Raw genomic sequence first — 17,147 nt, 5'->3', positions numbered from 1 at the left:
GCCACGTCGATCGCCCGACTCGTCGCGTCGATGCTGTCCGTGAGCCCGCTGGTCGACGCTCTGCACGGACCGGTCCGGGTGGCAGTGCCCGGCGATCGACACGACGGGCTGGCGTTGCTGCTCGACCGCGTCGCGGCGCATGCCGACATGGCCGGAAGACTGGTCGCGACGAGCGGCGACCCGGACGAGCTCGGCGTGTTCGAGCGGGTGGTGAGCGACCACCTCGCTCTCGGCGCGGTACCTGAGGACGTCGTGTCCTGGCCGGACCTCGACGCGACCGCCGTCGCGGCCGTCGCAGACGGGTTCGACACGGTGTTCCACAAGCAGCTGGTGCCGGGAGCGGACGGGGTGCTCGTGCAGGCCTACGACTCCGGACCGCGCGACGGACCGGGTGAGGACCGCTCGCCGAACACCAGCTCGACGGCCACCGTGTTGGTGCCTGCCTGCGGCATGCCGGCAGCCCTGACCGAGTCCTGGATGCGCAGGCTCGCGGCCGGCCGCCGCGTGGTCTCGTGGGAGAGTCGGGGGTTGTTCGGCCCCCTCGCCGAGGCCGGTGCCGTCGACACCGAGAGCCAGGCGGACGACCTGTTCGCCGTGATGGACGCCTTCGGCCTGGAACGAGCGGACGTCGTCGGTCTCTGCGGCGGGGCGGTGATCGCCCTTGCCGCAGCTGCAGCCGGACCGGATCGGGTCGCGTCGCTGAGCCTCTGGCACGGTGCATACACATTCGCCGGAGGTGGCCCACGCACACGTCACCAGCACGACCTCATGGAGCTCATGGAGATCGCCGCGCTGGGACGTCCGGCGGCGCGCTCGGTCCAGTCGGCATTCGGTCGGCTCGCCCTGACCGGAATCCCGCCGAGCATCGCCCACTTCGCGCTCTATCCGTTCGCGAATCCGGAGCTGTTCTACCGCTACTGCCGGCTCAACGGACGTCTGGCGAGAACCGATGCACTGGCGTACCTCCCCCGAGTGTCTCAACGAACCCTGGTGGTCACCAGCGAGGACGACCACACGGCGCACTCGGACGGTTCTCGCCGGATCGCGACGGAGCTGCCCCGTGCTCGCCTGCTGATCCGTCGACACGGCGATCACGCGACGTTGTTCCAGGCGCACGACGATCTCGTTGGAGTCGCCACCGACTTCATGGCCGGGTGACCGAAGGCGTCATCGATTCCGGTGACAGCACCGCCCGGACGGCGCTGGTTAGCGTCGAGTCGGTCCTGGAGGAACCATCACGGACGAGGTGGCGATGCACGACTACGCGCGGTACGTCGACCGTCGCTGGTTCAAGCGGTATCGGCCCACCGACGACGCCCGGATCAGCCTGTTGTGCTTCCACCATGCCGGCGGCACAGCGGCGATGTTCCGAGGATGGGCCGATCGCGTCCCCGCCTCTGTGGATCTGCTCGGCGTGCAGCTTCCCGGCCGGGCGGACCGGTTCGGCGAGCCGGCGCACGCACACATCACACCGTTGGTCGACGACCTGATCGACGCCATGGAACCGCTGTTCGACCGGCCCTTCGCGCTGTTCGGGATCAGCATGGGGGCCCGCGTGGCATGGTCACTCGCCCACGAGCTGCGTGAGCGAGGACTCCCGGAACCGCGCGGACTCTACCCGGCCTGTGACGCCGGCCCGATCACCGACGACGGACGCTGGCCGTGGGAGAACCGAGCCGACGGCTTGGAAGGCTACATGCGTGAGATGGGCGGTACCCCGGCTGCGGTGCTCGACCAGCCGGGACTGCTCCGCGCACTGATCCCGACGCTCCGGTGCGACCTCATGGTGCTGAGCACCCACCCGCCACGGCCGGGCGCTCCTCTGCACGTACCGATCCGGGCCTTCGCCGGCGTCGACGATCCCGTAGCCACACCGGAGCGGGTGGCTCGCTGGGATGTCGAGACGACCGCGAGCTTCCAGCTGGACCTCGTGCCCGGCGGCCACTTCCTCAGCGGTGAGGCGGAGGGCCGAGTCGTCCGCACGCTCGCCGCGGATCTCACCTGACGCGAAAGGGCCGCCATGCGCAGCGCCACCATCGACGACGTCTACGAGCTGTCCCCCCTGCAGCGGGGCATCCTGCTGCACAGCACCCATGACGGCTCCACGGACATGTACCTCAGCCAGCACACCTATGCCGTCGACGGCCCGCTGGACACCGCTGTGCTGGTGCGCAGCTGGGAGGCGACGACCGCAGCTCATCCCGTCCTCCGGACATCGTTCCACTGGCGCGATCTGGACAAGCCGCTGCAGGTCGTGCACCGCGAGGTGCACCTGCCGGTACGCCATCTCGACTGGTCCGGCAAGGACGAGCGCGATCAGCACGAGCTCCTGGGCCGGTTGCAGACCGAAGACCGGGCCACCGGCATCGACCCCGAGAACCCACCCCTGCAGCGACTGGCGGTGATCCGACTCGGCGAGCACAGGCACCGGATTCTGTGGACCTACCACCATGTGCTGCTCGACGGCTGGTCGATCCCCCTGGTGCTGGACGAGGTGATGGCCTGGTACCGCTCGATTGCCGGAGGAGTCCCCGAGCCGAGACCGGTTCCGGCGTACCGCGAGTACATCGGATGGCTGCAGCGCCAGGACGACACGGAGGCACGCACATTCTGGACGGAGACGCTCGCCGGCGTCTCCCCCACGAGAGTCGCGCCGGACGAGGCGAAGGGCGGCACCACAGGAACCGGCACCGTGCAACGGCGCATCGTGCCGATTCCGGCCGCGACCTCCAGCAGGCTTCGCGACGCCGCGGCCGGGCACAGGGTCACACCGAGCACGCTCCTGCAGGCGGTATGGGCTGTCGTGCTGCAGCAGCTCACCGGCGGACCTGAGATCGTCTTCGGCTCGGCGACGTCCGGTCGTCCCGCCGACCTCCCCGGTGTGGACCGGATGGTCGGGCTGCTGGCGAACACGCTGCCCCTGCGGGTCACGGTGCCCCGCGACGGGGACCTCGGAACCTGGCTGCGCTCGCTGCAGAACCACTACGCAGCGATGCGCCGCTACGAGTTCACCCCACTCTCGGAGATCAAGAGGTGTGCCGGCCTACCGGGCCGACAACTGTTCGACAGCCTGCTGGTGATGGAGAACTACTCCCTGGCCGTGGACGCACACGGGGTCGGCGACCCGGGGGACACGGGTTCGGACGACGCTGACTCCGGTATCGATCAGGCGGTCTCGCTCAGGGTCGAGACGCTGTACGACAAGATCGACCTTCCGCTCACGTTGACGGTGGCGCCGTCCCCGGTGTCGGAGATTCAGCTCCTGATCCACGAGGCACGGTTCGCCACAGGATTCGCCGACGAGCTGCTCGACCGCCTGTTCCGCACCTTGGAAGCAGCAGTGACCTCGGATGACGTCGCCGCTGTGGTCACCGCGGCGGGCCCGCCGAACGCCCGTGCGGCGATGGCGGAGCCGGCCGCGCGGACGCGTCCGGCCGGACCGGCCGCGCCGTCGACTCCACGCGAGATCGCCGTGGCCGCGGCGTTCGAGGAGGTCCTCGGCGTACCGGTGGACGCCGTCACGAGCTTCTTCGAGCTGGGTGGCGACTCGTTCGACGCGGTACGGGCCGTCGGTCGGCTCGACGGAGCCGGAGTCGCACTGCTTGCCGCGCATCCGACCGTACGCGAGCTCGCCGCGGCGCTGGACCTCGCCGACGGGCCCGACGGAGCGGTCGGAAGCGACGGCCTGGACGACGAGATCGCCGATCTCGAGCGTGCGCTGGAGGCAAAGCGAGCCGCCAAGCGAGCGGCGAGGGAGGACCGAACGGGCCGTACGTCGGTCTCCCGCGAGGGGCTCCTGCCGTGTTCACGGCAACAGGAGGGCCTGTGGTTCATGTACCGGCTCGACCCGCTCTCCCCCGTGTACAACGTCCCGTTCGGGATGCGACTGCACGGAGCGTTGGACGTCGCGGCGCTCCGGCGGGCCGTGCTCGCGCTCGTCGTCCGTCACGAGCCCCTGCGCACCCGATTCACCGACCTCGGGGGTGCCGTCCGTCAGCGGATCGACGCGCCGCCGGAAGAGGTCGCGGTGCCGGTCGTCGAGATCGCCGCAACCGACGTCGACGCCTGGGCCGCGGAGCAAGCAAGGCTGCCGTTCGACCTGGAGAACGGTCCGGTGTTCCGAGCCTCCTTGGCCGAGGTCGCGGCCGACGAACACGTGCTGGTCCTGGTGGTGCACCACATCGTGGCCGACGGCTGGTCCGCGCTGGTCCTGGCTCGCGAGTTGTCCCTCATCTACACCGGGTCCGCCGAGAGGCTGCCACCACTGACGCTCCAGGCCGTCGATCTCGCCGTCGAGCAGGCGGCCCATCTCCACGGCCCGGAGCTGGAGCGCCAGCTCGGCTACTGGCGGGAGCACCTCGCCGGCCTGACCACCGTCGACATGCCGACCGACCGACCCCGACCGGCCCAGCCGACCGGCTCCGGAGGCGCGACCCGTCGACGACTCCCAGAAGCCACAGCGACGGCGGCGAACAGGTACTCCCGGGAGAACGGGGTCTCGTTCCTGGCGGTGCTGCAGGCCGGCCTACTCACCGTCCTACACCACTACACCGGACAAACCGACCTCACCATCGGCTCCATCTTCTCCGGACGCACCCGCCCCGAAACCGAACCCCTCGTCGGCTACCTCGCCAACACCCTCGTACTCCGCACCCACCTCAACGACAACCCCACCTTCACCCAACTCACCCACCAATGCCACCACACCGTCCTCGCCGCCACCGAACGCCAAGACCTCCCCTTCTCCCTCCTCGTCGACGACCTCCAACCCCACCGCATCCCCGGACGCAACCCCCTCTTCCAGATCAGCCTCACCCTCCAACCAGCCGATCTCCGGGCCGATCTCGCACTGGGCGACGTCGTCGCGGAACCACTTGCGGCGGCCAACCGATCGGCGCGCTTCGACCTCGCGATCGACGTCGCGGACGCGCCGGACGGGCTCGGGGTCTCGGCGGAGTACTCGACCGACCTGTTCGACCGGTGGCGGATCGAACGACTGCTCGACGACTTCACCCATGCGTTGCGCGTCGGGACCGCCGCCCCCTCGACGATCGCCACCGCGCTGCCCTTCGACACCGGCCCCGACCGCGCCGAGATGCCGCACGTCCGCCCCGCGGCCGCAGGCCCGGACGCCGACCATGTCCCGATCGTGACGCTGAAGGCGGGCGGGGAGAGGCCACCACTGATCCTCGTGCACGCGGCCGGGGGGTCGATTCTGCCGTACGTACGGCTGGTCTCGCTGCTCGACGAGGATCGACCGGTGCGAGCGATCGAGGATCCCGGCATGTCCGGAGGTCCGCGGCACGACGGCCTGGACGAGCGAGCCGCTCGATACGCGGCGGCGATCCGCCGGGCCGTCCCCGACGGTGTCTGCTGCCTGGGTGGTTGGTCGTTCGGTGGCGTCGTCGCCGTCGAGATGGCCGGCCTCCTCCACGAGGCCGGGGTCGAGGTGGAGAAGGTCGTCGCGCTGGACAGCAGATTCGGTGCCGATGCGCGGATCCCCGAGGGACCGGCCGCGCTCGCCGACTTCGTGCACGATCTGGCCGGCCTTGCCGGCGCGCCCGCGCCGCACATCGATCTGGACAGCCTGCGTGGGCTGGACAGGAGAACCGTCCAGCGCCGGGTATTAGACGCCCTCGCCGCGGCCGGTCTCGTCCCGGACGGTCTCCGCGACGAGGTCGCGCTACGGATGACGGTGTTCGCCGCGAACCTGGAAGCCCTGCGCGCACACCGACCGCGTGCCGGACGGACCCGGCTGCTCTTGCTCAGCGCCGGCGCCGACCGTTCACCGCGGCTGTCCGCGTGGGACGGCGCCGTCGGCGAGCTGGTGCACCGCCAGGTGCCGGGGACGCACTACTCGATGCTGGACCACCCGCACATCACGGCGGTGGCGGCCGCGGTACGAGAGTGGCTCGCCTGACGCAGAGGGTCCCGGCCGGTCGACACCGGCCGGGACCGCCGTGCACGTGGGTCAGTAGATGATGCGATCGTCCGGCGTCCGCCGCCACGCACGGGAGCCCCGTAGGTTCCGAGTGATGTTCAACCGCTTGAGCCACCGGTCGGACCCGTCGTAGCGGGGTCGGAACGACTTACGCCCGTGGACCGCACGGAAGTTGTCCAGGAACACACAGTCGCCCGGCGCGAGACCGATCCCGTGCATGCGACGCTCGATCTCCTCGCACAGACCAAGGAATGCGCCCGTCGCGCGGGCCGGCCACCCGGAAGTCTGCATGTGGTAAGGGTCGAGGGCCATGTACGGCGCAGCGCGGTCGCCGAAGAGCACGGGACGGGGAAGCGGTTCCTCGTTCCAGGAGCGGATCAACTCGAAACTGCGCGACCGCAGCCGGTCGGTCACTGGGTCACCGGTCGAGAGATCGGCGTTATCCGGCAGGTGGGAGTTGTCGGGCATCTGTGTGAAAAGCGACTCGAAGAGCGCGTCGACGTCCAGCGCGGACCAGTCCAGGTCGCCCGCGTCGCAGACCAGGGTCTCGACCGAATCAGGATTCTTCAGACACATCAACGCCACGTAGTCGCCCCGACACGGGTGGAACGCGTCCTCGGTGTGCCACGACAGGTGCTGCAGGCTGTTCGAGCCGATCTCGTAGTTCTCGTGCCCCTTGATCGGCAGCACGTCGTGCATGAGCCGCCCGTCCTGCTGGGTGGCCCATCCGAAGACGTCGCCGAGAACGGAAGCGCAGAGCAGGAAGAAGACCTCCTGCGGCAACGCGGGAGAGTCGTACTGGCTGCCACGCCAGTGCTCCGGCGTCGGTCCGAGCCGCTCACCGTCGACGTCGAGACCGGAGATCAGACAGACCGCCGACGGCTCGGCGGTGCGGTAGTGCACCAGGAACTCCAACAGACCCTCCGGCAACGACCGCGCCAGCGCCGGTGCGCGCCGGACGAGGTCGGGGTGTTCGATGACGCCGTACTCCGCCGCGAGCCGATTCAGGAGCGGCTCCATCATCCGATTCTCCCGAGCCGACAATTCGAAACGATGAGGCTTATTCAGGCCCCGTGAAATAACGATCTAGCCCGGCGTGTCGGGTTGGGCGACAGCCCGTCCATCGCGAATATTGGTTTGCCGAATCAATCCGAGATGAACGGGCTGCCGCAGTATGTACTATACCACTGGTTTCCGGCGTGATGAAATTCAGGATCTTGTCGCTATAGTGTATGAGCAGGATCAGCGGGACGCGACGGAGGCACGTTTGTCTTGGCCGCCGGTTCTGGGGTTGTTCTGGTCGGTGGTGATCACGTTGGCGTATCTGCGCGGGAATCGTGTGCAGTGGGAGTTGGCGGAAACCTATGGGGTGTCGCAGTCGACGGTTAGTCGAGCGATCACGGGGGTGACACCGTTGCTGGCACAGGCGCTGCGGAGTGTCGTTCCGACGGCAGAGGAGCTTCGTGCCGATCGGCAGTACATCATCGATGGAACCTTGCTGCCCTGCTGGTCATGGGCCGCGGTGCCGGGTCTGTGGTCGGGCAAGCATCGCACCACCGGCGTCGTCGTCCAGGTCGCAGCCACCCTGGAAGGGCAGCTGTCGTGGATCTCCGACCCGACCCCAGGCTCCCGACACGACCTATATTGCCTCGACCAATCCGGCGCCCTCGACCACCTCGCCACATACCCCCCGATCGGCGATAAAGGATACATCGGGCGCGGCATGCTCACCCCGTTCAAAAAACCACCCGGCCGGGAACTTCTCGACTGGCAAAAAACATTCAACAAGAGCCTCAACCACACACGCGCCACCATCGAACGAGTCATCGCCCATATCAAAACGTGGAAAGTTCTCCACACAGACTACCGGCGGCCCTACGCCACATTTAAAACGACAATCTCGGCAGTCATCGGACTCATCTTCTACACACTTACCTGACGGAGCCTGAATAAGGCTCGATGCACGTCGCGATCCTAATTTGTGCGCGGGCCGCGGATCGGTCCCCGTTAGACGGGACATGCACAGACCGGGAGCCGACCGTACCGTCGGCGCAACCGGACCGACGTGTGTGGCCGAAGGGTCGAGATGAGCGATATCACCAACCTCACTGCCATGGAAGTGGACGCGCTCACCGACCCGGAAAGAGGCGTTAATCTGACGGGCGGACACGCGCGACTACCTCTTTTCGGACAACAGAGAGAAATTGTCGACAGAATCCCCGAGATGTTCGCGGCGGCATCCCGGCGGCCGTTCCGCGAGATCGAGACCGCGGCCCACACCGCGTTCTTCGGCGCTGTCGGCCAGCTCACTGCGCCGGTCGGTACCGGTCGCATCCTCAGCTGCTATTCCTCCACGTTGGCGACGGACATCGTGGCCCGCGCGCTACCCGCCGGAGCGACGGTCGCCGTCCTACATCCCACGTTCGACAACATCGCGGATCTGTTCCTCACCCGGGGAGGCTTATTCAGGCTCCGTCAGGTAAGTGTGTAGAAGATGAGTCCGATGACTGCCGAGATTGTCGTTTTAAATGTGGCGTAGGGCCGCCGGTAGTCTGTGTGGAGAACTTTCCACGTTTTGATATGGGCGATGACTCGTTCGATGGTGGCGCGTGTGTGGTTGAGGCTCTTGTTGAATGTTTTTTGCCAGTCGAGAAGTTCCCGGCCGGGTGGTTTTTTGAACGGGGTGAGCATGCCGCGCCCGATGTATCCTTTATCGCCGATCGGGGGGTATGTGGCGAGGTGGTCGAGGGCGCCGGATTGGTCGAGGCAATATAGGTCGTGTCGGGAGCCTGGGGTCGGGTCGGAGATCCACGACAGCTGCCCTTCCAGGGTGGCTGCGACCTGGACGACGACGCCGGTGGTGCGATGCTTGCCCGACCACAGACCCGGCACCGCGGCCCATGACCAGCAGGGCAGCAAGGTTCCATCGATGATGTACTGCCGATCGGCACGAAGCTCCTCTGCCGTCGGAACGACACTCCGCAGCGCCTGTGCCAGCAACGGTGTCACCCCCGTGATCGCTCGACTAACCGTCGACTGCGACACCCCATAGGTTTCCGCCAACTCCCACTGCACACGATTCCCGCGCAGATACGCCAACGTGATCACCACCGACCAGAACAACCCCAGAACCGGCGGCCAAGACAAACGTGCCTCCGTCGCGTCCCGCTGATCCTGCTCATACACTATAGCGACAAGATCCTGAATTTCATCACGCCGGAAACCAGTGGTATAGTACATACTGCGGCAGCCCGTTCATCTCGGATTGATTCGGCAAACCAATATTCGCGATGGACGGGCTGTCGCCCAACCCGACACGCCGGGCTAGATCGTTATTTCACGGGGCCTGAATAAGCCTCGGGGGCTGTCCCTGACCCCGTTGTCCGAATCGGCGATGCTGGCCTGCCAGTGGCCGGACGCCGACGTTCGCGCGATCATGCTGACCCACCCGAACAATCCCACCGGACTGGTCACCCCGCCGGAGAACCTGCGCTCGCTGGCCGAGCATGCAGCCCGGCAAGGTCAGACGGTCATCATCGACGCCAGCTTCCGCGGCCAGGTACGGGACGCACAGTACGACACGTACGCGGTGCTCGACGGTGCCGGCGCGGACTGGATCGTCCTCGAGGACACCGGCAAACTGTGGCCGGTACACGAGCTGAAGATCGGACTGCTGGCCTGGAGCGAGCAGTGCGAGCTGCCGCTGCAGCGGGCCTTCTCCGAGTCGATGCTCGGCGCGTCACCGGTCGTGCTGCAGCTGGTCGAGGCACTCGCCGGGGACTGGGCGACCGGCGGGTACGAGCGCGCCCGTGACCTCGTCGAACACAATCGGACCGTTGTCCGGGAGACGATCGCCACCGTCGGACTGGCCCTCGCCGACCCGGACTCGCAGATCAGTGTGGCTCGTGTCGAGCTCCCCGACGGCGGCCCCGACTCGAGCCGCCTCTATCAGGACCTGCTCGCGCACGGCGTACACGTCCTGCCGTGCGCGCCCTTCTACTGGGCCGACCAGGCAAGTGGGCTGCGTTTCATCCGACTGTCCCTGGCCCGTCCGACCGAACTGGTACGCATCGGCGCCGAGGGTCTCGCTCGCGCCTATCGCGACCTGACCGTTCCGGTCTGACGAGGCGGACCCGAGGATGTCTCCGACGAACCCTGCCGCCCCGTCGACCGTCGACGACGGCCCCGTCGACCCGACCGAGATCGGCTACGACCCGTTCGACTACCGCATACACAACGACCCCTACCCGGTCTACGCCTGGATGCGCGAACACGCCCCGATCTACCGCAACGAACAGCGCGACTTCTGGGCCCTGTCCCGGCACGCCGACGTGGTGTGGGCGTTGCGCAGTCCGAAGCTGTTCTCCAACGTCAACGGCATCTCGCTGGAGAGCGAGCTGTGGGGCCCGCACGCGGTGAAGACCAGCTTCTTCCTCGCCATGGACCCTCCCGAGCACGGGCTCTACCGCAGCCCGGTAGCCGCAGCCTTCACCCCCCGCCGAGTGGCGGAGCTCGAACAGCGCATCCGCGAACTGGCCAGGGATCGGCTCGAGCCACTGCGCGACCAGGCACGATTCGACTTCGCAGCCGACTATGCCGCGGCGCTGCCGAACGACGTGGTCTGCGAGATGCTCGGGGTCCCCGAGCAGGACTGGGATCTGATCCGGGCCGACACCGACCAGCTCAACCAGCGTGAGGACGGTTCCGAGGAGCGCGGGCCGAACTCGGTGGCGGCCGCACTGCGGCTGGCGGACTACTTCGTCGGTCTGGTCCGTGACCTCCGTCGCCGCCCCGGAGACGACCTGACCTCGGTGATGCTCGAAGCCGAAGTGGACGGACGGCGGCACACCGACTCCGAGATCGTCGCGTTCCTCTTCCTCGTGATCAGTGCCGGCAACGAGTCGACCGGCAAGACGATCGGCAATGCCTGGTACCACGGCTGGCGGTTGCCCTCGGTGCAACGCGAGGGCCTCCACGGCCGTGCCGCCGACTGGGCCGCCGAGACGCTGCGCTACGACTCTGCCAGCCAGATGACGGCGCGAGCACTGACCGAGGACACCGTCGTGCACGGCGTCGAGCTGCCCGCCGGGGCCCGCGTCGCGATCCTTCCGGCGGCCGGCAATCGTGACCCGCGTGTGTTCGACGATCCGGAACGCTTCGACCTCGATCGGAACACCTCCAAGGCGATCAGCTTCGGTCACGGACCGCACCACTGCCTCGGCTCGGCCCTGGCCAAACTCGAGATCAGGATCGCGCTGGAGGAGATCAGCGCGCTGGTCTCGGCCTACGAGGTCGACCCCGCCAACTCTCGACGGGTGCACTCCCCCCATCAACGCGGGTTCGCCGCGCTGCCCTGCGAGGTGACCCACCGCCCTCGGCGGGTCCGGGACTAGCCGGGCGGGGCTGCGGCCTCAGCGGCCGCCGGCGCATCTACCGCTCAGGTCACCGAGGTGCTCCAGCGAGCACAGCACCTCGGTGTTCGGCACACCGAAGTCGATCAAGCAGGCGATCTCGTCCACCCCGATCGCGGCGAACCGGTCGACGACGGCCAGACCCTCGTCGACGGTCCCGAACAGGCCGCTGGTGCTGAGATACCGATCGACGGCACGGCCCACCAGGAACTGCTTGTCCCGCTCCGGCAGCCTGCTGAGGTCGAGCCCGGGCGGCAGCTGGGACGCCGCTCCGCGGAGAATCAGGTCCGCGGAGCTCCGGAGGTAGTCGGCGAACGGCTCCCGGGCCAACGCGCGTACCCGTTCCGGGTCGGTACCGAGCAATGTGTGCAGCATCAGGACCACGTGACCGGGCTGATCGGGTCCGTGGGTCCGAGCCAGCTCGGCGCGGTAGGTCGCCACGTTCGCAGCCAGTGTCTCCGCGTCCTGACCGAGCAGGTGGGTCAGCACCCCGGCGCCGAGCCGGCCTGCGGACGCGAACGTGTCCGCGGATCCCGCGCTGGTCAGCCACACCGGCAGGTCGGAGCGTACTGGGGGCGGGTAGATCCGCACGTCTCGCAGCTCACCCGCCCCGTCCGGGAATGGCATCCTCTCGCCCCGCCAGAGCCGACGGACCGTCTCCACGGTGTCGACCACGGCATCCCGGCGGTCCTTCCACGCGTCTGGGCGCAGCACGAAGTCCCCCACGTGCCACCCCGAGGCGAAGGAGACCCCCACCCGGCCGCCGGAGAGGTTGTCGACCACCGACCACTCCTCCGCGATGCGCAGAGCATGGTGCAGCGGCGCGACGACGCTGCCGGCGCGCACATCCACGCGCTCCGTGACGGCCGCCAGGGCGGCACCGGTCACGGCCGGGTTCGGGTACAGGCCGCCGAACGGGTGGAAATGCCGTTCCGGGGTCCAGACCGCGGCCAGTCCGTTCCGGTCGGCGAACCGGGCCGAGTCGAGCAGGAGCCGATAGCCGTCCGCACCGCTCAGCGCGCTGTCGGCGAAGAAGAACAGGCTGAGGTCCATCGCACTACAGGCTGCCGAGCAGCTGGTCGAGCTGCTGCTGGTCGACGCGTGCGAGGGGGAAGTCGGACGGCGTGTGCAGCGGCTCGGCGCCCGCCCGACGGGTGAGTGTGGCCGTTTCGTGCAACACCGTCTCGAGCAGCCGCTCCGCCTCCGGTCGGCAACGACACGCCGGATCCCACCGGAGCTCGATCTGCAGCTCACCTGTGACCACCTGCGCGGTCATCTGCAACGGATGCGACATCGGGGCGTCCGGCGCGTCGTCGGCACCCGCGCGGGTGGACACGACCCGGAACCCGTCGGCGGCCGGCGGGTCCAATGAGTCCCGGAAGGCGAACGACACGGTCGTCATGACCGGCGGCACCGGGTCGCTGTCACGTCGCAGCAGCGGCCAGCGAACACCTCCGGACGGCGCACCGCGCAGCCCCTGCTTCACGTTCTTGAGCGTCGTGCCAGGGGCGGTGTCGGGACCGCTGTCCAGCACCACCGGGTGTGCGAACGCGAACCGGCCCACGGTCCTGGACAGGTCGACGTCGTCGAAGAGGGGCTCACGTCCGGCGCGCTCGACGGACACGCGATGCCGGCCTGATCCCGACGTCGCCGTCAGAGCCCGACAGAGCGCAGCGAGCAGCACCTCCTCGGTACGACAGCCCACGGCCGCCGCCGCGGCGGCCAACACCGGCGCGTCGCCGACGACACCGGAACAGGTCTCCGCGTCCTGCAGTCGCACCAGATCCGCGGGCCCGCCTCCGGAGCTGCCGGACCTCTCCGCGAGTACGGTCCAGTACCCGCGCTCGGCCTGCACCTCGTCGGAACCAGCATGTGCACCGAGACGCCGGGCCCAGGACTGCCACGAGGTGGTCTTCGCCGGCAGGTGGACATCGCGACCGGCCGCACGCTGGACGACCGCGGTGCGGAGGTCCTCGATCATGATCCGCAGCGACGCAGAGTCGGCGACCAGACGGTGGGCCACCAGAGCGAGACGGTCCGGTCGGCGGCCGCCGGACCGCAGGAGCGCCGCACGGACCAGCGGCCCGACCGCCGGGTCGAGGCTGCGCTGCAGCGTGTCCGCGATCTCCACGGTCCGACGTTCCGCCGCGGCGTCGTCGATGTCGGACAGGTCGTGCGACTCGAACGGCGTTCTGTCCCCGCGCGGCGCGATCCTCGCGCGGGTCCGCTCACCGGCGATCAACACCCGCTGGCGCAGACCGTCGTGATGCCCCATCAGGTCCTCGACGGCCGCTCCCACGACGTCCTCGGAGATCGCGGATCCGAACTCCACCAGCACCGAGACGTTGCGGTGTCCCGGCTGCGGCGCATCCGCCACGCAGTACGGGCGCTGTGCGGGCACCACGGGCATCGGTCCGGTCACGTCACCCTGGTCTGCGTCGACGACCAAGCCCGCGGACACGACGTCGGCGAGCTCCTGGACCGTCGGATGGGTGAACAGGTCGTACGGAGACAGTCGGATACCCGCGTCCTGTGCCCGGGCGACGACCTGGATCGCCAGAATCGAGTCACCGCCGATCTCGAAGAAGTTGTCGCGGATCCCGATCCGGCCCACACCCACGACAGCGGAGACGACGTCGGCCAGCCGTCGCTGAACCGGTGTCTGCGGCGGAAGGTACTCCTCACCCACCTCTGCCCGCGTGCTGTCCGGCGCCGGTAGCGCGCTGCGGTCGACCTTCCCGTTGGCGTTCAGCGGTAGCTCGTCGAGCACCACGAACATCGACGGCACCATGTACGGCGGCAGCTCGGTTTCCAAGGAAGCCCTCAGGTCGCCGGCGCCGGTCTCCGCCCCCGGCCGGGGAACCACATGCGCGACCAGACGCCGATCACCGGGAGCCGGCTCGTACAGCGACACGACGGCGGCTGCGATGCCGGGGAGGCGTCCGAGCGCGGCCTCGACCTCGGTCGGCTCGACCCGGAATCCGCGGATCTTGATCTGGGTGTCCACGCGGGACAGGAACTCCAGGTTGCCGTCCGGCCGCCTGCGGACGAGATCGCCGGTGCGGTAGAGCCTCGCGCCACCACCCGCCGGGTCGGCGACGAAGCGGGTCGCCGTCAACCCGGGCCGACCGACGTAACCCCGGGCGACCCCGCTGCCACCGATGTAGAGCTCACCGGTGGCGCCGAGCGGCGCCGGTCGCAGCCCCCTGTCGAGGATCCGGAGGTCAGCCGACGGCAGTGGCGTGCCGATCGGCAGGTTCGGCCAGTCCTGTACCGGATCACCAGGGTCGAGTCGGAAGAATGTGGAGCTCACCGTGGTCTCTGTGAGGCCGTAGACGTGTGTGAGCGGAACCGCGGTGCGTCGCCAGAGGCGGATGCGGTCGGGCAGCACCCGCTCACCGCCGATGATCACCAGTCGGAGGTGGTCCGGCAACGACACGTCACGACGGTGCAGCTCTCGGGCCCATCCGTGCCAGTAGGCGGTCGGCAGCTCCATCACGGTGATCCGCTCGCGTCGGACCAGCTCGGCGAGATCCACGGCGCCACTGACGATGTGCCCGTTCGGGATCACCACCGCACCGCCGGCCGACCACACGGGGAACAACTCCTCGACCAGCACGTCGAAGCCTGGAGAGGCGAACTGGAGGAAGCGGTCACCGGTACCGAGCCCGAGGCGGTCGACGACGTCGCGTGCGAAGGTCGCCAACGACCGGTGCTCGACGGCCGTACCCTTCGGCCGCCCTGTCGACCCGGAGGTGTAGACGATGTAGGCGGCCGACCCTGGAACCGGCCGTCGGTCGGGATCGCTGTCGTCGAGGCACTCCCATGCGGCACGCTCGGCGTCGTCGTCGAGCAGCACGACGGTGTCGGGTACCGCGACGCCGGCCGCGGACAGGGCGGCGGCGTGCTGCCGTTCGGTCACGAGCACGACCGCCTCCGAGTCGGCGAGCATGTAGGCCATCCGATCCGGCGGATAGGCCGGATCCAGCGGCAGCGCGACAGCACCCGCCTTCAGCACGGCCAGCATCGCCTCCGGAAGCCGAACCGAACGGTCCACCAGGATGCCGACGGCTGTCTCCGGTCCGGCACCGAGGGAACTCAGGTGCCGGGAGAGACGATTGACCGCGCTGTTCAGCTCCGTGTAGCCGGTGGCGACCCCGTCGTGCACGACGGCCACGGAGTACGGCGCCTGCGCTACCCGCCGCTCGAACAACTCGACGAAGCAGGGACCGTCACCGCTCGGCTCGGGGACAGCAGGCGCCGAGCCACCGGTGGCGAGCTCGATGTCCGAGACCGGAGTCCGGGGCCGCGCGACGACGGACTCCAACACGGTCCCGAACTGCTCGGCCAGCAACCGCACGGTGGCCTCGTCGAACATGTCGGTCATGTAGACCCACTGCAGACGGATCCGCTCCGGGTTCGGATCGGCATCGAGGGTCAGCGGCGCTGCCGACATCGTGACCTCGATGGGCTCGCGGCTGATCCGGAGCCCCGGCATCTCGAGCGAGCTCTCCGGGGTGCGGACATCCAGCCACATGTGCGTCAGGGAGGTCTGCGACGCCTCACGGCCGAGCTTGAGTTCCTCGACGAGCCGCTCGACCGGCAGGTCCTGGTGGTCGTAGGCGGCGAGCGCGGTCTGTCGGGCCCTGTTCACCACGTCGTAGAGCGTGTCGTCGGAGGACATCCGCAGGCGCAGTGGCAGAGCCGTCACGAAACAGCCGATCATCCGCTCGACCTCGGCGCGGCCCCGACCCGAGACGATCTCTCCGATGATCAGGTCGTCGCGCTCCAGATAGCGCTGGAGCAGCACCGACAGGCTCGCCAGCAGCACGACGCCGATCGATGCCTGCTCCTTCTCCGCGAAGTCACGGATCCTTGCGGACAGCGTCGTGGACAGCTCGACGACATGAGCGGCGCCGGCGAACGTGGGCCGCGCCGGGTACGGGCGATCGCTCGGCAACACCAGTGGTCCGGGCACACCGTCGAGCACCTGTCGCCAGTGCTCGATCTCCTCGGTCGTCCGCTGCGCGCCGAGGTCGCGCTGCCAGGCCGCGAAGTCGGCGTACTGCAGCTCCGGCGCCGGCAGCCCCGGCCCGCCCGTGGAGCGGTGTGCGTAGAGTGCGGCGAACTCCTGGACCAGGATCGCCATCGACACCAGGTCGGCAGCGGCATGATCGGTGGTGATCAGCACCACGTGGTCGTCGGTGCCCATCCGCAGCACGGTGGTCCTCAGCCGTTGTGCACCGGCCGGGTCGAACGGTTGCACGACCTCCGCGGTCCACCGGCGCTGCACCTCCGCCCGCTGTTCGGCCGGCGTTCGGTCGGTGAGATCGACGACGGGCGTCGGGACGGGGGCCGACGGGTGCAGAACCTGGACCCGGGTGCCGTCGCTGCGGAGCTCCACGGTGGAGCGCAGCACCTCGTGGCGAGCAAGCACGTCCGTCAGAACCCGTCCGTACAGCTCGATGTCCAGTCGCCCCTGCACACGGAACGCGCCGGGGATGTTGTTCGCCGACCGGAACTGGGCCATCGCCCACTCCCGTTCCTGCTGCAGCGCCAGTGGCACCTCGCCGGTGCCCACCCGGGGCCGGATGCGCTCACCTCGGGCCGGGGTATGGGCGGCGGCGAGCTGTGCGACCCGCAGCTCCAGCTGCTCGCGCTGTTGCGGCGACAGCGCCGCGATCCGGCTCTCAACGTCGGTCATGTCGTCTCCGCCGCGGCCGCGTCGTCACACAGGCCAGGTCGTCGGGTGTACGCCGGTCAGGCAGGCCCGTCGGCCGCCATCGACGCTACGA

The 17,147-nt window shown here is 68.8% G+C and carries 11 protein-coding genes; 7 read left to right on the top strand and 4 right to left on the bottom strand.

Annotation, left to right across the window (positions count from 1 at the left end; translation table 11 throughout):
* Nucleotides 1-114: 114 nt before the first annotated feature.
* From KPL59_RS25175 to KPL59_RS25165, 3 genes are all read left to right on the top strand, one after another.
* Nucleotides 115-1,158 carry an alpha/beta fold hydrolase gene (locus KPL59_RS25175; RefSeq protein WP_226362226.1) on the top strand — a complete coding sequence of 348 codons (1,044 nt, stop codon included), beginning with the start codon at nt 115-117 and terminating at the stop codon, nt 1,156-1,158.
* Between the two features lie 94 nt (nt 1,159-1,252).
* Nucleotides 1,253-2,005 (top strand): thioesterase II family protein, encoded by a 753-nt coding sequence (locus tag KPL59_RS25170; RefSeq protein WP_226362811.1) that lies wholly within the window; start codon nt 1,253-1,255, stop codon nt 2,003-2,005.
* A gap of 15 nt (nt 2,006-2,020) precedes the next feature.
* Nucleotides 2,021-5,920, top strand: a complete 3,900-nt coding sequence (locus KPL59_RS25165; RefSeq protein WP_226362225.1) for a condensation domain-containing protein — start codon at nt 2,021-2,023, stop codon at nt 5,918-5,920.
* Nucleotides 5,921-5,971: 51 nt separating this feature from the next.
* Here the strand turns inward: KPL59_RS25165 and vioC are convergent, their stop codons facing one another.
* A complete protein-coding gene (gene vioC, locus KPL59_RS25160; RefSeq protein ID WP_226362224.1) occupies nt 5,972-6,985 on the bottom strand; it encodes an arginine beta-hydroxylase, Fe(II)/alpha-ketoglutarate-dependent in 1,014 nt (337 codons plus the stop codon).
* A gap of 130 nt (nt 6,986-7,115) precedes the next feature.
* Between vioC and KPL59_RS25155 the strand changes: the two genes are divergently transcribed.
* Both KPL59_RS25155 and KPL59_RS25150 read left to right on the top strand, forming a co-directional pair.
* A complete protein-coding gene (locus KPL59_RS25155; protein WP_226359944.1) occupies nt 7,116-7,880 on the top strand; it encodes a transposase in 765 nt (254 codons plus the stop codon).
* Nucleotides 7,881-8,027: 147 nt separating this feature from the next.
* Nucleotides 8,028-8,432, top strand: coding sequence for a hypothetical protein (locus KPL59_RS25150; protein WP_226362223.1), 405 nt, complete (start codon nt 8,028-8,030; stop codon nt 8,430-8,432).
* Here the strand turns inward: KPL59_RS25150 and KPL59_RS25145 are convergent.
* Nucleotides 8,417-9,181: a transposase gene (locus KPL59_RS25145; RefSeq protein ID WP_226359944.1), complete on the bottom strand. Its 765-nt coding sequence runs from the start codon at nt 9,179-9,181 to the stop codon at nt 8,417-8,419. The two genes, KPL59_RS25150 and KPL59_RS25145, sit on opposite strands and share 16 nt — an antisense overlap.
* Before the next feature lie 154 nt (nt 9,182-9,335).
* Between KPL59_RS25145 and KPL59_RS25140 the strand changes: the two genes are divergently transcribed.
* The gene (locus KPL59_RS25140; protein ID WP_226362222.1) at nt 9,336-10,064 is read left to right on the top strand and encodes an aminotransferase class I/II-fold pyridoxal phosphate-dependent enzyme; all 729 of its coding nucleotides are present in this window, start codon (nt 9,336-9,338) and stop codon (nt 10,062-10,064) included.
* Between the two features lie 16 nt (nt 10,065-10,080).
* The gene (locus KPL59_RS25135; RefSeq protein ID WP_226362221.1) at nt 10,081-11,334 is read left to right on the top strand and encodes a cytochrome P450; all 1,254 of its coding nucleotides are present in this window, start codon (nt 10,081-10,083) and stop codon (nt 11,332-11,334) included.
* An 18-nt stretch (nt 11,335-11,352) separates the two neighbouring features.
* Here the strand turns inward: KPL59_RS25135 and KPL59_RS25130 are convergent, their stop codons facing one another.
* Together KPL59_RS25130 and KPL59_RS25125 are read right to left on the bottom strand one after the other, a co-directional pair.
* Complete coding sequence (locus tag KPL59_RS25130; protein WP_226362220.1) at nt 11,353-12,405, bottom strand: MupA/Atu3671 family FMN-dependent luciferase-like monooxygenase; 1,053 nt, start codon at nt 12,403-12,405, stop codon at nt 11,353-11,355.
* 4 nt (nt 12,406-12,409) lie between these two features.
* Entirely contained in the window at nt 12,410-17,056 is a 4,647-nt protein-coding gene (locus KPL59_RS25125; protein WP_226362219.1) for a non-ribosomal peptide synthetase, read from the bottom strand.
* Nucleotides 17,057-17,147 lie beyond the last annotated feature (91 nt).

The sequence above is a fragment of the Pseudonocardia sp. ICBG1142 genome (assembly GCF_020496255.1).
Taxonomy (GTDB): Bacteria; Actinomycetota; Actinomycetes; order Mycobacteriales; family Pseudonocardiaceae; genus Pseudonocardia.
The sequence above is the reverse complement of the archived record's forward strand: the minus strand, read 5'-3'. Positions and strand labels throughout refer to the sequence as shown.

Bases quoted from the DNA above. Each gene is read 5' to 3' on its own strand.
- KPL59_RS25170 (WP_226362811.1), top strand. From the start codon at position 1,253: ATGCACGACTACGCGCGGTACGTCGACCGTCGCTGGTTCAAGCGGTAT.
- KPL59_RS25165 (WP_226362225.1), top strand. From the start codon at position 2,021: ATGCGCAGCGCCACCATCGACGACGTCTACGAGCTGTCCCCCCTGCAG.
- KPL59_RS25155 (WP_226359944.1), top strand. From the start codon at position 7,116: ATGTACTATACCACTGGTTTCCGGCGTGATGAAATTCAGGATCTTGTC.
- KPL59_RS25150 (WP_226362223.1), top strand. From the start codon at position 8,028: ATGAGCGATATCACCAACCTCACTGCCATGGAAGTGGACGCGCTCACC.
- KPL59_RS25145 (WP_226359944.1), bottom strand. From the start codon at position 9,181: ATGTACTATACCACTGGTTTCCGGCGTGATGAAATTCAGGATCTTGTC.
- KPL59_RS25140 (WP_226362222.1), top strand. From the start codon at position 9,336: ATGCTGGCCTGCCAGTGGCCGGACGCCGACGTTCGCGCGATCATGCTG.
- KPL59_RS25135 (WP_226362221.1), top strand. From the start codon at position 10,081: ATGTCTCCGACGAACCCTGCCGCCCCGTCGACCGTCGACGACGGCCCC.
- KPL59_RS25130 (WP_226362220.1), bottom strand. From the start codon at position 12,405: ATGGACCTCAGCCTGTTCTTCTTCGCCGACAGCGCGCTGAGCGGTGCG.
- KPL59_RS25125 (WP_226362219.1), bottom strand. From the start codon at position 17,056: ATGACCGACGTTGAGAGCCGGATCGCGGCGCTGTCGCCGCAACAGCGC.